Source organism: Acidovorax sp. Root402 (assembly GCF_001425125.1).
Taxonomy (GTDB): Bacteria; Pseudomonadota; Gammaproteobacteria; order Burkholderiales; family Burkholderiaceae_C; genus Acidovorax; species Acidovorax delafieldii.
The window spans coordinates 69326-87217 of the sequence record NZ_LMDQ01000014.1 but is presented as its reverse complement, the minus strand read 5'-3'; the positions used below and the strand labels follow the sequence as shown (position 1 = coordinate 87217).

Here is a 17892-nt window from a genome sequence, read left to right as displayed (position 1 = left end):
GCTATATTTTCACTAGCAGCACAGGCATGATTCACTAGCGCATCCGGTCGAAAAGACTTCAACTTTTCTGTGGAGCAACAAAAAACGGCCCGAGGGCCGTTTTTTGTTGTCAGTGCGATGTGGGCTGAGCACCACACCGCAACTGCACGGAGCGATCAGGCGAAGTTGGCTTCAGCAAACTTCCAGTTCACCAGCTTGTCGAGGAAGGTCTCGACGAACTTGGGACGCATGTTGCGGTAGTCGATGTAGTACGCGTGTTCCCACACGTCCACCGTCAGCAGGGCCTTGTCGGCGGTGGTCAGTGGCGTGCCAGCGGCGCCGGTGTTGACGATGTCCACGCTGCCGTCAGCCTTCTTCACCAGCCAGGTCCAGCCCGAACCGAAGTTGCCCACGGCGGACTTCACAAAGGCTTCCTTGAAGGCGGCGTAGCTGCCCCACTTAGCGTTGATGGCTGCGGCCAGTGCGCCCGATGGCTCACCGCCACCCTGGGGAGCCATGCAGTTCCAGAAGAAGGTGTGGTTCCAGATTTGCGCAGCGTTGTTGTAGATGCCACCGCTGGCCTTCTTGATGATCTCTTCCAGCGTCAGGGATTCGAACTCGGTGCCCTTTTGCAGGTTGTTGAGGTTCACCACGTAGGCGTTGTGGTGCTTGCCGTGGTGGTACTCCAGGGTTTCCTGGCTGTAGTGCGGGGCCAGGGCGTCGATGGCGTAGGGCAGCGGGGGAAGGGTGTGTTCCATGGTGGTGTTTCCTCGTGGTTTGAAATTCTGGGATGCCGTCTGCAACGCGGGCTTTCCTGAGCAATGCAGTCGGACACAGCGCGAAGGGGGCATTGTAGGAACATCAGGTGACCTGTGCAGCATGTGGGCTCCCGGTTCCCCACCCGCAACGCCACAAACCGCCGCTGTCCTACAAAAAAGCCCTGCAGCCCTCGCCCTCCGCAATCCGCTCACAGCAACCGTGGCTGCGACACCGTCACATCCACGGCGCCGTCGGCCAGCGTGGCCCGCAGCGCGTCGCCCGGCTGGGCCTGGCGCACGCTGGTCACCGCCTGGCCGCTGGTGTCGGTCAGCAGCGCATAACCGCGCTGCAGTACCAAGCGTGGGTCCAGCAGCTCCAACCGCAAGGCAGCACGGTCCAGCCGCTCGGCGTGCTGCGCAGCACTGCGTTGCAGAGCCTGGGGCAATTGGGTTTCCAGTGTTTGCTGGCGTTGCGCCAGGAGCTGCATTTTCAGGAGCACCCCATGGCGCATGCGCTGCGCAAGGCGCGCCAGTTGCAGCTGCTGGCGCGCCACCAGGCCTGAGGGACGGCCGAGGCGGGCCGCGGCCTGGTCCAGCCGCTGGTGGCGGGTATCGAGCTGGCGCTGCACACCATCGCTGAGGCGGCCTGCCAGCAAATCCAGCGCGCCCAGCCAGACCTCGCGCGGCTGAGCCACCAGCTCGGCCGCCGCGGTGGGGGTGGGTGCGCGCAGATCGGCGCAAAAGTCAGCGATGGTGAAATCGGTCTCATGCCCCACCCCGCTGACCAGGGGCACCGGGCTTTGCACGATGGTGCGGGCCAGTTGCTCGTCGTTGAAGGCCCATAGGTCCTCGATGGAGCCTCCCCCACGGACCAGCAAAATCACGTCAATGGGCGGATGCCGGTTCGAATCAGCCCCAGGCGCCTGCCCCGCTTGCGCGAGTAGATACAGTTTTGATAGCGCCGCAATGATCGACGGCGGGGCGGCCACACCCTGGACCTGCGCGGGCACCAGCACCACCGGAATGTGCGGCACCCGGCGGCGCAACGCCGTCACCACATCGTGCAGCGCGGCAGCACCCGCCGAGGTGACCAGGCCAATGCCGCGGGGCTGCAGCGGCAGCGGGCGCTTGCGCGCCGTGTCGAACAGGCCTTCGGCGTCGAGCTGCGCCTTGAGCCGCAGGAACTGTTCGAACAACGCGCCCTGCCCCGCCCGCTGCATGCTTTCCACGATGAACTGCAGGTCGCCCCGCGCCTCATACACACCGAGACGCCCGCGCACTTCCACCAATTCACCATCGCGCGGCGAAAAGTCAAGCAGCGTGGCTGCGCGGCGGAACATGGCGCAGCGCAACTGCCCGTTGGCGTCCTTGATCGAAAAATAACAATGTCCGCTGGACGCGCGCGAGAAGCCCGTGATCTCGCCGCGCACCGCGACAGGATTGAAGCGCGCCTCCAAGGCATCAGCAATGGCGCGGCACAGCGCGCCAACTTCCCAGATACGGGGCGCCGCTGCTGGGCTTGAACGATCAAACATGAGAAACGGCGCGCGTTGGCGCCGCGCCCCCCCTGCGAGTACTCCACAGTTTCGAGCCAGCGGGAGTTACCTTCAAACTGGGCACCCCAATCGGCTGCAAAACACGAGAGCACGTGCAAGTTGTTGATTTATATACATTTTTCACTGCACAATTTTTCATCAATCTGTTGCAAGCACGGCGCGAAGCCACTTTGCGAGGCTGTGGATATGGGTTGCCCACAAAGTTATCCACAGTTTTTGTGGGTGAGCGCGGTGATGGGTGGCGTGCGCGATAACGTAACGGTTTGTGACGCGGTAGCCGCCGCAAGCTAGGCCATAATCGCCGATTGCTTTCATCTGCGCGGAGAGAGATTTGCTGTCCATCATACAAGCCGCAGGCTGGCCCATCTGGCCCCTGATCGCGTGTTCCGTCCTGGGACTGGCACTGATTTTTGAACGTTTTCTGGCCCTGAAAACGGCCCGCGTGGCCCCCCCCAAACTCCTCGACGAAGCCATCACGGTGTCGTCCAAGGCCTTGCCCACCCCCGACGTGGTGAACCAGCTGGCCCAGAACTCGGCCCTGGGTGAAGTGCTGGCCAGCGGCCTGCGTACCCTCAACAGTAACCCCCAGTGCAGCGAAACCGACCTGCGCGCCGCCATGGAAGGCACCGGCCGCGCGGTAGCGCACCGGCTGGAGAAGTACCTGTCGGCCCTGGCCACCATCGCTTCAGCCGCGCCGCTGCTGGGCCTGCTGGGCACCGTCATCGGCATGATCGAGATCTTTGGCTCGCAGGCTGGCGGCGGCGGTGTGGGCCAGGCCATGGGTGGCGGCAACCCGGCCCAGCTGGCGCATGGCATCTCCATCGCGCTCTACAACACCGCGTTTGGCCTGATCGTGGCGATCCCCTCGCTGATCTTCTGGCGCTACTTCCGGGCGCGCGTGGACGCATATCTGCTCACGCTGGAGCTGGCGTCGGAGCAATTCGTTCGCCACATCCTGCGCCTGCGCAAAGCCAAGTAAGCGCCATGAACTTTCGTCCCCGCGCCAAGGATGAGCCCGAGATCAACCTGATCCCGTTCATCGACGTGCTGCTGGTGATCCTCATCTTTCTGATGCTCACCACCACCTACAGCAAGTTCACGGAGCTGCAACTCACCCTGCCCGTGGCCGATGCCGAGCAGCAGCGCGACCATCCCAAGGAAGTGATCGTGTCGGTGGCCGCAGACGGCCGCTACGCCGTCAACAAGACCGGCGTGGAAGGCAAGAGTGTGGATGCCATCGCCCAGGCTTTGCGCAGTGCTGCCACCGCAGGCCGCGACAGCGTGGTCATCATCAGCGCCGACGCCATGTCGCCACACCAGTCCGTGGTCACTGTGATGGAAGCCGCGCGCCGCGTGGGCCTCACGCAGATCACGTTTGCCACGCAGTCGTCCGCGTCGGGACGCGCGGCCAGCCGCTGACGGGCATGGCCGCTTCCGGGCCGCAGCCGCCCCGGGCTTCGGCCCCGCAGGTCTCTCCGCCCACGGCCGAACAACGGCTTCACAACATCTGGCAGTCCCGGGGTCCGGCGGCTTGGGCACTGTGGCCCGTCTCCCTGGTGTATGGCGCGTTGGTGGCGCTGCGCCGCTGGCTGTATGGCAGGGGCTGGCTTCGCTCCGAACACCCGGGCCGCCCCGTCATCGTGGTGGGCAATGTGATTGCCGGAGGCGCCGGCAAGACCCCGGTAGTCATCGCACTCGCCAAACACCTGCAGGCGCGCGGCCTGCGCGTGGGCGTGATTTCGCGCGGCTATGGCCGCAGCACGCACGACTGCCGTGCGGTACTGCCTGACAGCATGGCCAGTGAGGTGGGCGACGAGCCCGCCCTGATTGCCCGCAGCGTGGCGGCGGGTGGCACAGTGCCTGTGTTTGTGGCCCCGCGCCGCATCGCTGCCGCACGCGCGCTGCTGGCCGCGCACCCTGACACCGACGTTCTTATTTGCGATGACGGCTTGCAGCACCTGGCGCTGCAGCGGGACTTGGAGATCTGCATCTTCAATGACCAGGGCATCGGCAACGGATTTCTGCTGCCTGCCGGCCCGCTGCGGGAGCCCTGGCCCCGCGCCGTGGACATCGTGCTGCACGCAGGCAGTGCGCCGCCGCACGGGACCAAGGCGCCTGCATTTGAGCTACAGCGTAGCCTGGCGCCCTATGCCTTGCGGTCGAACGGCCACCAGGTGCCGCTGGCCCAAATGCAGGGGCAACCGCTGCATGCGGTGGCAGCCGTGGCCAGACCCAGCGAGTTTTTTGCCATGCTGCGCACCCAGGGCCTGGCGCTGGAGCGCACCGAGGCCCTGCCAGATCACTATGATTTTGATAGCTGGCAGCGCATATCCGACCAGCGTATGCAGCTTGTTTGCACTGAAAAAGACGCCGTCAAGCTCTGGACCCGCCATCCCGACGCACTGGCTGTTCCCCTGGTCGCGCAGATGGACCCGCAATTTTTTACCGTCCTCGATGCCTGGCTCCATCGAGTTGCGACCGGCCCAGGAGCCCAAAGGCCGCCGCTATCATCTGCCCCTGCCTGAACGAACCCTCCCGGAAAGCTCCTCCCCCATGGACCCCAAACTGCTTGAACTGCTGGTCTGCCCCGTCACCAAAGGACCCCTGACCTATGACCGCGAGGCGCAGGAACTCGTCTCGCGCAGCGCGCGGCTGGCCTACCCGGTGCGCGACGGAATTCCGGTGTTGCTGGAAAACGAAGCACGCACCCTGACCGACGAGGAACTGGAGCAGTGAGCGCACCCGTGCCCGCCGTAGCCCACACCCCCTTCACCGTGCTGATCCCGGCACGCATGGCTTCAAGCCGCTTGCCAGACAAGCCTCTAGCCGACATTGCGGGCCTGCCCATGGTGGTGCGCGTGGCCCAGCGTGCTGCGCAGAGCGCCGCAACCCGCGTCGTGGTGGCCGCCGACGATGCCCGCATCCTGCAAGCCTGCGCAGTGCATGGCGTAGATGCCGTCATGACGCGCGCCGACCACGCCAGCGGCAGCGACCGGCTGGCCGAGGCCTGCATACAGCTGGGGCTGGACGGCGACGACATCGTGGTCAATGTTCAGGGTGACGAGCCGCTGATAGACCCCGGCCTCATCAATGCCGTGGCAAGCCTGCTGCAAGACCGAGATGGAAAGCGCCCCGAAGCCAGCATGGGCACCGCTGCCCATGCCATTGCGTCCCTGGCCGACTACACCAACCCCAATGTGGTGAAGGTGGTGCTGGACGCGCGGGGTCTGGCCCATTACTTCAGCCGTGCACCCATCCCTTTTGGCCGCGACCACGCGGGCACGGCCTGGTGGGAGGGCGCGGCACAGGCCGCACAGCCCGGCGTCAAGGCACTGCAAGGCTTTGCACCGCTGCGGCACGTGGGCATCTACAGCTATCGCGCAGGGTTCTTGCGGAAATTTCCGCAGCTGGCGCCAGCACCGACCGAGGCGGTGGAGGCCCTGGAGCAGCTGCGCGCACTCTGGCATGGCCACCACATCGCCGTGCACTTGGCAGACGCGGCGCCCGGCCCTGGCGTGGATACGCCGGAGGACCTGGAGCGGGTGCGCGCGCTGTTTCGCTGAAAGCTCTCTGGCGCCGCCGTGCGGTGTGCACTGCGGGCGCATTTCAACGCACTGGGGACGTACAGCGGGGCTCCATGGTGCACACGTGGAGGCACCGACCTAGAAACGGTCACCCATGTAAGTCAGCGCAAGGTGGTCACATGCTATCCTCAACTGTAACGAGAGCACCGCATCCCGGGCGCACAGAACGGCTTCAGGCGCCCTTCGAACGTCCCCGCCAGCGGCGCCACCCGATTTCTAACCTTCGAGGACATCCATGAGACTGATTCTGTTGGGCGCGCCTGGCGCCGGAAAGGGCACGCAAGCCACGTTCATCTGCCAGAAGTACGGCATCCCCCAGATCTCCACCGGCGACATGCTGCGCGCAGCGGTCAAGGCCGGCACCCCCCTGGGCCTGCAGGCCAAGGCAGTGATGGATTCGGGCGCCCTGGTCAGTGACGACATCATCATCGGTCTCGTCAAGGAGCGCATCACGCAGGCAGACTGTGCCAACGGCTTCCTGTTCGACGGTTTCCCCCGCACCATTCCCCAGGCCGACGCCATGAAGGCCGCAGGCGTCAAGCTGGACTATGTGCTCGAAATCGATGTGCCCTTTGACGCCATCATTGAGCGCATGAGCGGCCGCCGCTCGCATCCCGCCAGCGGCCGCACCTACCACGTCAAGTTCAACCCCCCCAAGGTGGAAGGCAAGGACGACGTGACCGGCGAAGAACTGATCCAGCGCGAAGACGACAAGGAAGAAACCGTCAAGAAGCGCCTGCAGGTCTACAGCGACCAGACGCGCCCCTTGGTGGATTACTACAGCAACTGGGCCAAGGATGAACCCGCTGTAGCGCCCAAGTACCGCGCCATCAGCGGCACCGGCAGTGTGGACGAGATCACCGCACGCGCGCTGCAGGCGCTGGCCAGCTGATACATTGAACCAGGAGCAAAAAACCGCCTGACACACGTTGGGCGGTCAAGCCACATCAAAGCGACGCACCGCACCAGGGCGTCGCTTTTTTCATGGGCCGCCTTGAAGCACGGCAGCCGCGACAGGCGCCTGCTGCGGGCGTGTGCGTTGACTCAGGCAGGACTGGACCGCAGGCCGTAGGCTTTGCCGTCCACAAACAGGTACTCGGCGCGCAGTACCGCCTCGCCCTTTTCGTCCCGCAGGCCAAAACCCACGACTGATACGGCGGTGCCTGGCTTGATCTCTGGTACCTGCCACGCCTGCATGCGGGTCAAAGGCGCCAGCTCAATCTCCCAGACGCGGTCCTTGCGGGTGGGGAGCACCGTTTTGGCCAGCAGCGCGCGGCCATCCACGGGCGCTGTCTGCGCAGGGATGGCACGTTGCGCAAGGTCCGCTGGCAACCGGAGCGCTGCGGGCGGTTCCAGCTCCAGCTCTGCGTGTGGGTTTTGCCAGCGCACTTTGCGCACTGTGCCCTCCAGATACAGCGGTCGGTCTGCATCGAAACTGCTCCAGCCATGGTGGGCGTGCACCCCCAAAGGCAAGGCACTGGCGGCGATCAGCACATGACGACGTTGCAAGCCCATAAAGACTCCCGTAGGAATAAAACCCGGTTCAAGGGGCCATATCAAAGGTACGCAATCCAGCGGCCACAGGCCACCACCGACAGCCAGATCACGGTGGACACCAGCATCTGCAGACGTGCCAACCCGTCCAGGCGTGCAAGCGAACCGCGTGCATGAAACCACGCCGCGTTACAGCCCGCAAGCATTAACAACAGCATCTTCAAGGTAAAGGCGCGGTTGCTGAGCAGCTCCGCAGGCTGGGTGGCAAACATCAACAGACCCGATACTGCCGCCAATCCAAAGCCGCACACGGCCAAAGTCAGACCCAGCCGCGCGAGGTCTTTCATCGGCAAGGCCGCACCGCGCCCAAACACCCGCAACTCCAGCAACACCAGATTGCCCAGCAACAGCGCAATGCCCACAATGTGGACGACTTCGAGCGCGGGATAAGCCCAGGCGTGTGTCTTGAGTGCGGTGAACACGGCTGGCAGTCCTTTTCGATCAATCCGCCCGCAGCAAATCCAGCATCAGAGCAACCCTCGCCTTGACCGGCGACAGGCCCTGCGAGGCGGGCAACGCATCCCCCGGCTTGGGCAGCACCTGACCCTCCGCGCAGCGGGTGGAGCGCACCACCCGCACCCCGGCGTCCTGCGCACGCACCAAAGCGGCCTCCAGATCGTGGTGGATCGTGCCATTGCCGGTGCAGGCCACCACCAGGCCCTGCACGCCCTCTCGCACCAGCGCATCTACCGCCCTGCCCGATGCCCCCGCATGGTTCATGACGATTTCCACCCACGGCCAAGCCACAGCGTTCACTATATTATTCATAGCGCTATCGGCATGATTGACATGCGCTACCGGGCTATTGCATGCCCAGCGGACCACGCCCTCTTCCACCCATCCCAAAGGACCGGCCTCGCCCGAGCTGAAGGCATTGACGCGGTAGGGATGCACTTTTTGCACATGCCGAGCGCCATGCACTTCACCCGCAGCAACGGCCAGCACACCTGTTGCACCCGGTGCCAACACCGAAGCCACCGCATCCAGCAGGTTCTGGGGTCCATCGGGGGTCAGGGCTGTGGCGGGCCGCATGGCGCAGGTCAGCACCACGGGCTTGCGCGCATCCAGCGCCTCGTGCAAAAACCACGCGGTCTCTTCCAAGGTGTCCGTGCCATGGGTGATGACCACACCTCTCACCTCCGGGTCGCTCAAATGGTGCGCGCACCGCAGTGCCAGCGTGCGCCACACCTCGCAATCCATGTCCTTGCTGTCGATCTGCGCCACCTGCTCTGCAGCCAAGGCGCCCCCTGCCAGTGCCTGCAAGCCTGGCACGGCCGTCAGAAGTTGCTCCACCCCCACCTGGGCCGCGGTGTAGCCGATGTTGTCTCCCGCCTGGGCAGAGGTGCCCGCGATCGTGCCACCGGTGCCCAAAACCACAATTTTTTGCCCACTCACTTGCATACTCCGAAAAACTGGTGAAAAATACAGTTACTGGATTAAAAAACAGTTGTTCGCCACTGTAACCGCCTGCACCGGAAACCACCATGCTCGACAACCCCAAACTCACCGCCCGCCAGCAGCAGATTCTGGATCTCATCCAGACCGCCATCGCACGCACCGGCGCGCCTCCCACCCGCGCAGAAATCGCGGCCGAGCTGGGTTTCAAGTCAGCCAACGCGGCAGAAGAGCACCTGCAGGCCCTGGCCCGCAAAGGGGTGATCGAACTGGTCAGCGGCACCTCGCGCGGCATCCGCTTGCGCGGAGACACAGTGCGCTCCATCAACGCAGCCCGTGGCAACCAATTCAGTCTGCCCATCCCGGGTCTGTCGCAGCTGGTCTTGCCCCTGGTAGGTCGGGTGGCTGCGGGGTCGCCCATTCTCGCGCAGGAACATGTGGACCAGACCTACAGCGTGGAAAACAGCCTCTTCCAACACAAGCCCGACTACTTGCTCAAGGTGCGGGGCATGTCCATGCGCGACGCCGGCATCATGGACGGTGACTTGCTCGCTGTGCAGTCCACCCGTGAGGCTCGCAATGGTCAGATCATCGTGGCCCGCCTGGGCGATGATGTCACCGTCAAGCGACTTCGCCGCACAGCCACTGCCATCGAGTTGCTGCCCGAAAACCCCGACTATCCCGTGATCGTGGTGCAGCCCGGCGAGCCTTTCGAAATCGAAGGACTGGCAGTGGGACTTATCCGCAACACCATGCTGATGTAGCGTGTGCCCCAGGGGCCGCACCGTGGGTGGCGGGCGTTTGGTGAACGGATACAACCGATTCACCAGCCCTGCGGTGCAGGTCCCGTTGAATGCCAAGGCCTCTCAGGCAATGCTTGATGGATCGGCGGAGCAGCTGTCTGCACTGTCGAGGGATCAACTCGCACTGCGCCTGTCTGCACTGGTGTTCGACCACTTTGCAATCCTGCCTATGTTCAACCACCGACTTTCGGAGTTTTCACATGGGAATTGCTTTGTTCACCCTGTCTGCTGTGCAGAACCCTTTTCGCAGTCTTAAAAAGCTGCTTGCCAACCCAGCCAGTGCACCCAAAGACCGACTGGACCTGCAGGCACAGCCAGTCGGCATGAGACGTGCCAGGCCAGGCAACGCCCCAGCATCGGCCTCCCGCAGCGACGAAGCCCAAGCCCTGGTTCCCAGCAACTCCACAGAGCCCCAGGCACAACGTCCATTGCGCGGAAATTGGCCCTTTACCGCCAAACCTCCAGTACGAACGCCAGAAAGCCCGACCAGATCCGCTGCCCCCCACCGCTCCTTCCTGCCAACACACATGGCCGGCAGCAAACGACAAGCCTTTTTGGCGTCAGTGGGTGCAGACCACTGCCCACCACAATCCACCCGGGTGCTGCGCCGGGCCTCTGACACAGGCACCTGCCGCCTGGTAATTGCTGGCCGCATGGCCGATGTGTGCGCAGAGCTGGACCGCCTGGCAGCATCCGAGGCGCTCCGGGCCTGATTCGCAAAGCGCAGCAGGCGGCACGAGCGCCAAGCCCTCTTCTACGCCCCGCGCACCAGGGCTGCGGCAATGTCGGGCAGTTCTCGATCCGCAAACGTCTAACACCGGGGCACCGGCAGGTCCAAAAATCCGCACCGAGCTGCAGCAGTCGTGGTGCATGGCACTCTCTGAATGCGGACTTCCGTGCACGCGCAGTGCAAGAAGTACGTCTGCGGGGCCCATGCAGCACTCAGTCACCAAAAAACCGCAGGCTTTGGTATGCCCAGCACGGCCCCTATGGCATTCCCCTGCGCCCGTCAAGGCACAATGTCGGCATGAATATTGTGATCCTTGACGATTACCAGGATGCAGTGCGCAAGCTGCATTGCGCCTCTCGGCTCGACGCATACACCGCCAAGGTGTACACCAACACGGTCAAAGGGCTGGGGCAGCTTTCGGTGCGACTCAAAGACGCCGACATCATTGTGCTGATCCGCGAACGGACCCAGATCACACGCCAACTGGTTGAAAAGCTCCCGCGGCTCAAGCTCATTGCCCAAACTGGCAAGATTGGGAGCCACATTGATGTAGCGGCATGTACCGAGCGGGGGATCGCGGTGGCAGAAGGGGTCGGCTCCCCCGTGGCTCCCGCCGAGCTGACCTGGGCCCTGGTGATGGCCTCCATGCGCCGCCTGCCCCAGTACATCTCCAACCTCAAGCATGGCGCTTGGCAGCAGTCCGGTCTCAAGACCGCGTCCATGCCCCCCAACTTCGGAGTCGGCAGCGTGCTGCGGGGTAAAACACTGGGTATCTGGGGTTATGGTCGCATCGGACAACTGGTGGCGGGCTATGGACGGACGTTTGGCATGAACGTGCGCGTCTGGGGGCGTGAAGCCTCACGCGCGCAGGCGCTGACGGATGGGTACCAGGCTGCCGCCACGCGCGAAGAGTTTTTTTCGCAGTGCGACGTGATCTCGTTGCACCTGCGCCTGAACGACGAAACGCGCGGCATCATCTCGCTTGAAGACCTCTCGTGCATGAAGCCCACGTCGCTGCTGGTCAACACGTCCCGTGCAGAATTGATTGAACCCGACGCGCTCATCGCAGCACTCAACCGGGGTCGCCCGGGCCTGGCGGCCGTGGACGTGTTTGAGAGCGAACCCATCCTGCAAGGCCACGCCCTGCTCCGCCTGGAAAACTGCATCTGCACGCCACACATCGGGTACGTGGAGCAGGACAGCTACGAGCTCTACTTTGGTGCAGCTTTCGACAATGTGGTGAATTTCATCAAAGGCACGCCTACCAACATCGTGAATCCTGGCTCGCTACAAGTCAGGCGCTAACCGATCAAACCGTTGCGGCGTTGGCAACGCTGACTACACCGCGCAATTAAAAAAGGCTTCCCGAGGGAAGCCTTTTTTGCGATTGCTGCAAGGCACCGAAATGCCCCGCAGCAGAAAGCAACACTCCAATTACAGAGGTGTCTTCTTGCCGTCCTTGTAGACGTACAGCGTGATCGCTGGGTTCTTCATTTCGCCGTTGGGTTCGAAGGCGATGGTGGAGGTCACGCCCTTGAAGTTGGACTTGGCGAGTTCGTTCACGTACACCTTGGGGTCCACGGAGTTGGCGCGCTTCATAGCGTCCACCAGCAGGAACGTGGCGTCATAGGTGTAGGGGCTGTACACCTGGAACTGGTTGGGGTACTTGGCGTCGTACTTGGCCTTCCAGGCCGTACCGCCAGGCATCTTGGCCAGCGAGGAGCCGCCTTCCGCGCAGATCACGTTAGCCAGGGTCTTGGCACCGGCAGCCAGCTTGGCGATTTCGGACGTGCAGACGCCGTCACCACCGAAGTACTTGACGTTGGCCATGCCCAGCTGTTCCATCTGGCGCAGCATGGGACCGGCTTGAGGGTCCATACCACCGTAGAACACGGCATCAGGGTTCTTGGCCTTGATGGCGGTCAGGATGGCCATGAAGTCCGTGGCCTTGTCGGTCGTGAACTGCTCGTCCACCACCTTCATGCCCTTGGCCGTAGCGGTCTTCTTGAACACGTCGGCAACACCTTGGCCGTAAGCAGTACGGTCATCGATGATGGCAACGGTCTTGAGCTTCAGCGTGTCCACAGCGTAGAAAGCCAGACCAGCGCCCAGGGCGTTGTCGTTGGCGATGATACGGAACGTGGTCTTGTAGCCAGGCTTGGTCAGGTTGGGGTTGGTCGCAGCGCCCGTCACCATGGGGATGCCGCAATCGTTGTACACCTTGGAGGCGGGGATCGTCGTACCGGAGTTGAGGTGGCCTACAACGCCAGCGACCTTGGAGTCGCACAGCTTTTGTGCGGCAGCAGTGCCCTGCTTTGGATCGGCAGCGTCATCTTCAGCCTGCAGCTCGAACTTGATCTTCTTGCCGCCGATGGTGACGCCTTGAGCGTTCAGCTCTTCAATGGCCATGCGGGCGCCATTTTCGTTGTCCTTGCCGTAGTGGGCTTGGGCGCCGGAAACCGGAGCCACGTGGCCGATCTTGACCACCTGCTCTTGTGCAGAGGCCACACCAGCAACAGCCGCGATAGCAGCAACCACGGTCAGTTTCAACTTCAATTGCATATCAAATCTCCAGTAAAGATAAACGCTGAGAATCTTCTTGTGTCTCAACGCAGGCGAACATATCGCAATTTACGGGCCAGATCATTAGGGAACACGATTAAACGCAAGAGAAACCACAGGGGAATACCCTGTCATCCCTTGGCCACAGGGGGCGCACCACTGGCCAGCTCGTCCGCCACCGCCTCGTACACCGCATGCCGTACCACCGATTCGATCTCTTCGCGCAGACGCGGAAGCACTGACCGCGTCTGCTCCTGCACCACTGTGGCGATTGCTTCGCGCAAGCGCTGGTCCAGCACTACATCCACGCGCTGCATGACGCGGTGCACCATGTACTCCTCCATCCCCTCTGGCAAGGCGCGGGCCGCAACGGGCGCAGCCCCTGGCTTTGGGCCAGCAGGGGTGGCAGCATGAACCGCCGGGCGAGGTTGGACATGGGATAACGTAGAACGTGATGCCGGGGGAGCGGCCACAGGGATTGGCGCAGCCACCGGAGAGGCCACAGGACGCTCTGTGGCGGGGGGCGCAGCGACCTGCGCCGCACCAGCCGGTCGCGCAGTGGGCAATGCAGGCCTGGCCAACGCCACAGACTGCGACGGCGACAGGACGGTGGTGCGGGCCGCCGGATTTGAAGCCCCCGGCGCGAGGGGCGCCACGCCAGGCACCTGCACCACTTCGGTGAGCGTGGGTACAAACCGCGGAGGGGTTTTGGGTGGGAGCGCCATCAGCCCGCTTTCAACACCAGATCATGGCGGGTAATGGCGTAACCCCGGGACGCGTAGTGGCGCCAACGCGCACGCGCCTGGGCACGGTCGGCTTCGTCCTGGGCGCTTACCACTTCGACCAGACGGTCAAACCGGCCAAAACCTTCCGGGACTTCCGCATTCAGGTTTAACAGCACTTCGTGATGCGGTGCCAGGCGTGCATCCTGCGCCAGCAACACCGGAGAGGCCTGAACCAGCTCCTCGTCCGAGTCGGCGTGGCAATGGGCCACAAAGTCCTGCGGGGCCAACAACCAGAGCATGCGGTCCAGCGCCTGAAGCGCATCCGCAGGCGCGGCAATGACCAAACGAGCCCCGCTGCGCTGCACCTTGCGCGCAAACCGGCATGCGTAGGCCAGCTTGTCGGGTGCGTTGAAGTGAAAGGCTACCTCGGTCATGACGCGTCACGCAGCCTTGGTGCTGGAGGACCGCTTGGCGGCTGGCTTGCCCACAGCTCCAGCAGCGGCCGTCCTGGTCACGGAGCGTGACGCGGACTTGGGTGCCTTGGCTTGTCGGACCTGCGACCTGGACTGCTCCAGCACATAGTGCACCAGCAGGCCGACCGGGCGTCCTGTGGAACCCTTGGCCGCGCCTCCCTTCCAGGCAGTGCCCGCAATGTCCAGGTGAGCCCAGGGCATGTCGCCGACGAACTTTTGCAAGAACTTGGCAGCGGTGATGGAGCCACCCGCACGGCCCGCCACGTTGCCCATATCGGCAAAGTTGGTCTTGAGGCCGTCTGCGTAGTCATCGTCCAGCGGCATGCGCCAGCAGAGGTCTTGCGCGGCCTCACCAGCCGCCTGCAAGGACTCCGCCAGACCGTCGTTATTGGCAAACAGACCACTGCGTACGCCCCCCAGAGCGATCACGCAGGCGCCGGTCAGCGTCGCAATGTCTACCACGGCAGCAGGCTTGAATCGCGCTGCATAGGTCAACGCATCACACAACACCAGGCGCCCCTCCGCGTCGGTGTTCAAAATCTCGATGGTCTGGCCGCTCATGCTGGTGACCACATCGCCAGGTTTGACAGAACGCCCGTCCGGCATGTTTTCGCAGGCGGGGATCAGGCCCACCACATTGACGGCAGGCTGCAGTTCGCCCAGCGTGCGGAAGGTGCCCAGCACGCTGGCAGCGCCGCACATGTCGAATTTCATCTCGTCCATCTCGGGCGCGGGCTTAATCGAGATGCCGCCGGTGTCAAAGGTGATGCCCTTGCCCACCAGCACGATGGGTGCCTGGTCCTTGGCAGCGCCGTTGTAGCGCAGCTCGATGAAACGCAGGGGCTCTTCAGAGCCCTTTGCCACAGCCATGAAGGCGCCCATGCCCAGACGCGCCACCTCTGCCGGGCCATGGACCTTGCACTGGATGCGTGGCAGCTTGGCCAGGGTTTTGGCCGCATCCGCCAGCAGGCTGGGGGTGGCGTGGTTGGCTGGGCGGTTGCCCCACTCCCTCGCAAACTCCACACCAGCGACCAGGGCGACCCCGCTGTCAAACCCGTCACGCGCACCGGCGGCATCGGGCACACCCACCACACAGCGGCTCAGGCTGCGTGCCTCCACCTTGGTCTTGGTGGTGGTGTAGACATAGCTCACGTCTGCCACCGCCTGCACGGCCGCGCTGACAGACGCCGCCGGGGCTGCGCCGGCAAAACACAGCACCACGCGCTTGGTCTGCGGCGCCTTGATGGCACCACCGAGTGCCTGCAGCGCCTGGCGCGTTGCGCGCGCCGACCCATCGCCCAACCCCACCAGCACCACGCGGCGGGCTGCAACGGCAGGCACCTGGTACAGCTGCAGGTGTTTGCCTGCCTTGGTAGTCAGATCTCCGTTCTTGAGTGCCAAGGCCGCCAGGGCAGAAAGCGCGTCCTTGCCCGGCTTGAAGCCCTCGGGAAGCAGGACGATCAGCAGGTCGCATTTCTCCGAGGCTGCCGCAGCAAGTTCAAGGGTCTTGAGATCAAAGTTCATAATTGGTGTTTTCCTTCCAGCCAATGTTATTCGATTCATCCATCCGCAAGGAGCTGGCGCGCAGCTTCGGCGCGACCCTTGTGGTGCTGGTGACCGTGGTCATGACCATGATGCTCATCCGCACGCTGGGCCAGGCCTCCAAGGGCAGTGTCAGCCCGTCCGACGTGATGCTCGTCATGGGCTTTACCGTCTTGGGGCAATTGCCCACCATTCTGAGCCTCAGTCTGTTCATTGCGGTGGTCGGCACGCTATCGCGCATGTACCGCGACAGCGAAATGGTGATCTGGTTCGCCAGCGGGCGCGGCCTGATCAGTCTGGTGCGACCCCTGCTGCGCTTTGCCTGGCCGGTGATGGTGGTGATTGCCGTACTGTCGCTGCTGGTGTGGCCTTGGGCCAACTCCCAGATCCAGGAGCTCAAGACCCGTTACGAGCAGCGCAGCGACATCGACCGCATTGCACCGGGCGAGTTCCAGGAGTCGTCCAACGGCAGCCGGGTGTTCTTCATCGACAAGGACACCCCAGACACGCAGGCCGCCAACAACGTCTTCATTGCCGCCAATGACGGCAAACGCGAATCCGTCACTTCCGCCCGCAGCGCCCGGCTGGAGACCCAGGGCGGTGAACGCATGGCCCTGCTGAGCGACGGTCAGCGCCTGGAGACCTCGCGGGACAAGCCCGGCGTGAAGATCAGCGAGTTCAGCCTGTACGGCACCCGCATCGGTAGTGCAGCCCCAGGTGCGGCGGAAGAACTGGCGGTGAAGACACGCACGACCTACGACCTCGTGATGCGGCCGCTGCCGGCCTACCGCGCCGAGCTGGGCTGGCGCCTCGGCCTGGCACTGGCCGCGCTCAACTTTGTGCTGCTGGGTCTGGCCGTGGCCAGCGTCAACCCACGCGCAGCGCGCAGCACGAGCATGGTGTTTGCGCTGTTTGCCTTCATCGTTTACTACAACCTCATGACCTTGGGCCAGAGCTGGGTGGGCGCGGACCGGCTGGGCCTGACCAGTTTCATGGTGCTGCTGCACGGCGGCATGCTGGCGGCCTCACTGCTGGTGCTTGCTGTCCGACACAACCAATGGACGACGGGCCGGCTATGGCAGTCCCTGCGCACCGGAGGGCAGTCCGCATGAAAACCATCCGCCGCCTGATCCACCGTGAGGCGCTCGGCGCCGTCACCTTCGTCACTGTGGGCTTTCTGGCCCTGTTCTTCTTTTTTGACCTGGTGGATGAACTCCGCTGGGTGGGCCGTGCGGGGGAGGATGGCTACCAGCTATCGCACGCGCTGCTGTTTGTGGTGCTCAGCATTCCCAGCCACCTGTACGAACTGCTGCCCATCACCGTGCTGATCGGCACCATCTTTGTGATGGCCCGCCTGGCCCAAAGCTCGGAGTTCACCATCATGCGCACCAGCGGCATGGGCCCCTGGCGGGCGCTGCGCACGCTGCTCACGCTGGGTGGCGTCTTCGTGCTACTGACCTTTGCTGTCGGTGACTACCTGGCCCCCCTGACGGACCGCACCGCCCAGCTCATTAAGGTGCGCTACCTGGGGCGGCTGACAGCAGGCGCCACGGGCGCATGGCTCAAAGAGCGGCAGGAAGACCACTCCTTTGCCGTCAACGTGCGCGCGCTCACCCCCAATGGCGGCATGCTGGACGTGCGCATCTTCGAGTTTGACGACAAGGGCCGCCTGGCTTCGCAGACGCGGGCCGCGTCAGGGCAGTTCGGCTCGGATGGAGCGTGGACCCTGGAGAAGGTGCAGCGCAGTCACTTTGAACAGCAAAGCGACAAGAACGAGGCCCGCGTGGAGCACCTGGAAAGCCCCTCCCTGCAGTGGCCGACCAAGATCAGTGCCGACATGGTGGCGGCCTCTTTGCTCAAGCCCGATCGCATGGCCACACTGGACCTCTTTCAGTTCATTCGGCACCTGAACGCCAACGGCCAGTCCGCCCAAAAGTACGAGATCGAGTTCTGGCGCAAGGTGTTCTACCCCTTGAGCTGTCTGGTGATGGTGGTGCTGGCGCTGCCTTTTGCGTACCTGCATTTCCGCTCGGGCGGCATCGCGGGCTACGTGTTCGGCGGCGTGATGGCGGGCATCAGCTTCTTCCTGCTCAACAACGTCTTTGGCTATGCGGGCAACCTGCAAAACTGGTCGCCATGGCTGACAGCGGCAGCGCCCGGCCTGATCTACTCCCTGCTCTCGCTGGCGGCCTTTGGCTGGCTGGTGCTGAGACGCTGACACCCTGACCTCG

At 63.7% G+C, this 17892-nt stretch carries 19 protein-coding genes; 10 read left to right on the top strand and 9 right to left on the bottom strand.

Annotated features, from left to right (window positions below):
* Window positions 1–155 precede the first annotated feature (155 nt).
* Both ASC83_RS11630 and xseA read right to left on the bottom strand, forming a co-directional pair.
* Complete coding sequence (locus tag ASC83_RS11630; RefSeq protein ID WP_056062412.1) at window positions 156–737, bottom strand: superoxide dismutase; 582 nt, start codon at window positions 735–737, stop codon at window positions 156–158.
* A gap of 209 nt (window positions 738–946) precedes the next feature.
* Window positions 947–2272, bottom strand: a complete 1326-nt coding sequence (xseA, locus tag ASC83_RS11625; protein ID WP_056062409.1) for an exodeoxyribonuclease VII large subunit — start codon at window positions 2270–2272, stop codon at window positions 947–949.
* A 352-nt stretch (window positions 2273–2624) separates the two neighbouring features.
* Here xseA and ASC83_RS11620 point away from each other — a divergent pair, with 352 nt between their 5' ends.
* The 6 genes from ASC83_RS11620 to adk all read left to right on the top strand — a co-directional run bounded on the left by ASC83_RS11620 (window position 2625) and on the right by adk (window position 6769).
* A complete protein-coding gene (locus ASC83_RS11620) occupies window positions 2625–3272 on the top strand; it encodes a MotA/TolQ/ExbB proton channel family protein (protein ID WP_056062406.1) in 648 nt (215 codons plus the stop codon).
* Between the two features lie 5 nt (window positions 3273–3277).
* Window positions 3278–3712, top strand: coding sequence for a biopolymer transporter ExbD (locus ASC83_RS11615; protein ID WP_056062402.1), 435 nt, complete (start codon window positions 3278–3280; stop codon window positions 3710–3712).
* Window positions 3713–3717: 5 nt separating this feature from the next.
* On the top strand, window positions 3718–4818 hold the full coding sequence (lpxK, locus tag ASC83_RS11610; RefSeq protein WP_056062399.1) for a tetraacyldisaccharide 4'-kinase: 1101 nt from the start codon (window positions 3718–3720) through the stop codon (window positions 4816–4818).
* Window positions 4819–4846: 28 nt separating this feature from the next.
* Window positions 4847–5029 carry a Trm112 family protein gene (locus ASC83_RS11605; RefSeq protein ID WP_056062396.1) on the top strand — a complete coding sequence of 61 codons (183 nt, stop codon included), beginning with the start codon at window positions 4847–4849 and terminating at the stop codon, window positions 5027–5029.
* Window positions 5026–5856, top strand: coding sequence for a 3-deoxy-manno-octulosonate cytidylyltransferase (gene kdsB, locus ASC83_RS11600; protein WP_082522432.1), 831 nt, complete (start codon window positions 5026–5028; stop codon window positions 5854–5856). The genes ASC83_RS11605 and kdsB overlap by 4 nt, the downstream gene beginning before the upstream one ends.
* A gap of 256 nt (window positions 5857–6112) precedes the next feature.
* Window positions 6113–6769, top strand: a complete 657-nt coding sequence (gene adk / locus ASC83_RS11595; protein WP_056062394.1) for an adenylate kinase — start codon at window positions 6113–6115, stop codon at window positions 6767–6769.
* 152 nt (window positions 6770–6921) lie between these two features.
* On the opposite strand, the gene ASC83_RS11590 is transcribed toward adk, so the two are convergent.
* From ASC83_RS11590 to ASC83_RS11580, 3 genes are read right to left on the bottom strand one after another with little or no spacing between them, the layout of a single operon-like run.
* Window positions 6922–7392, bottom strand: a complete 471-nt coding sequence (locus ASC83_RS11590) for a DUF6152 family protein (RefSeq protein ID WP_056062391.1) — start codon at window positions 7390–7392, stop codon at window positions 6922–6924.
* A gap of 41 nt (window positions 7393–7433) precedes the next feature.
* Window positions 7434–7853, bottom strand: coding sequence for a hypothetical protein (locus tag ASC83_RS11585; protein WP_056062387.1), 420 nt, complete (start codon window positions 7851–7853; stop codon window positions 7434–7436).
* Window positions 7854–7872: 19 nt separating this feature from the next.
* Complete coding sequence (locus ASC83_RS11580) at window positions 7873–8832, bottom strand: asparaginase (protein ID WP_056062383.1); 960 nt, start codon at window positions 8830–8832, stop codon at window positions 7873–7875.
* Between the two features lie 83 nt (window positions 8833–8915).
* Here ASC83_RS11580 and lexA point away from each other — a divergent pair, with 83 nt between their 5' ends.
* A complete protein-coding gene (lexA, locus tag ASC83_RS11575) occupies window positions 8916–9590 on the top strand; it encodes a transcriptional repressor LexA (RefSeq protein WP_056062380.1) in 675 nt (224 codons plus the stop codon).
* 1066 nt (window positions 9591–10656) lie between these two features.
* Window positions 10657–11664 carry a D-2-hydroxyacid dehydrogenase family protein gene (locus ASC83_RS11565; RefSeq protein WP_056062374.1) on the top strand — a complete coding sequence of 336 codons (1008 nt, stop codon included), beginning with the start codon at window positions 10657–10659 and terminating at the stop codon, window positions 11662–11664.
* Between the two features lie 129 nt (window positions 11665–11793).
* Here the strand turns inward: ASC83_RS11565 and ASC83_RS11560 are convergent, their stop codons facing one another.
* The 4 genes from ASC83_RS11560 to ASC83_RS11545 all read right to left on the bottom strand — a co-directional run bounded on the left by ASC83_RS11560 (window position 11794) and on the right by ASC83_RS11545 (window position 15643).
* Window positions 11794–12921, bottom strand: a complete 1128-nt coding sequence (locus tag ASC83_RS11560) for a branched-chain amino acid ABC transporter substrate-binding protein (protein ID WP_056062370.1) — start codon at window positions 12919–12921, stop codon at window positions 11794–11796.
* Between the two features lie 131 nt (window positions 12922–13052).
* A complete protein-coding gene (locus tag ASC83_RS24545; protein ID WP_082522431.1) occupies window positions 13053–13646 on the bottom strand; it encodes a hypothetical protein in 594 nt (197 codons plus the stop codon).
* On the bottom strand, window positions 13646–14080 hold the full coding sequence (locus ASC83_RS11550) for a DNA polymerase III subunit chi (protein WP_056062368.1): 435 nt from the start codon (window positions 14078–14080) through the stop codon (window positions 13646–13648). The genes ASC83_RS24545 and ASC83_RS11550 overlap by 1 nt, the downstream gene beginning before the upstream one ends.
* Before the next feature lie 6 nt (window positions 14081–14086).
* Complete coding sequence (locus tag ASC83_RS11545; RefSeq protein ID WP_056062366.1) at window positions 14087–15643, bottom strand: leucyl aminopeptidase; 1557 nt, start codon at window positions 15641–15643, stop codon at window positions 14087–14089.
* 23 nt (window positions 15644–15666) lie between these two features.
* Between ASC83_RS11545 and lptF the strand changes: the two genes are divergently transcribed.
* Both lptF and lptG read left to right on the top strand, forming a co-directional pair.
* Window positions 15667–16773: an LPS export ABC transporter permease LptF gene (lptF, locus tag ASC83_RS11540; RefSeq protein ID WP_056064961.1), complete on the top strand. Its 1107-nt coding sequence runs from the start codon at window positions 15667–15669 to the stop codon at window positions 16771–16773.
* Entirely contained in the window at window positions 16770–17879 is a 1110-nt protein-coding gene (lptG, locus tag ASC83_RS11535; RefSeq protein ID WP_056062363.1) for an LPS export ABC transporter permease LptG, read from the top strand. The genes lptF and lptG overlap by 4 nt, the downstream gene beginning before the upstream one ends.
* The last annotated feature ends 13 nt before the right edge of the window (window positions 17880–17892 follow it).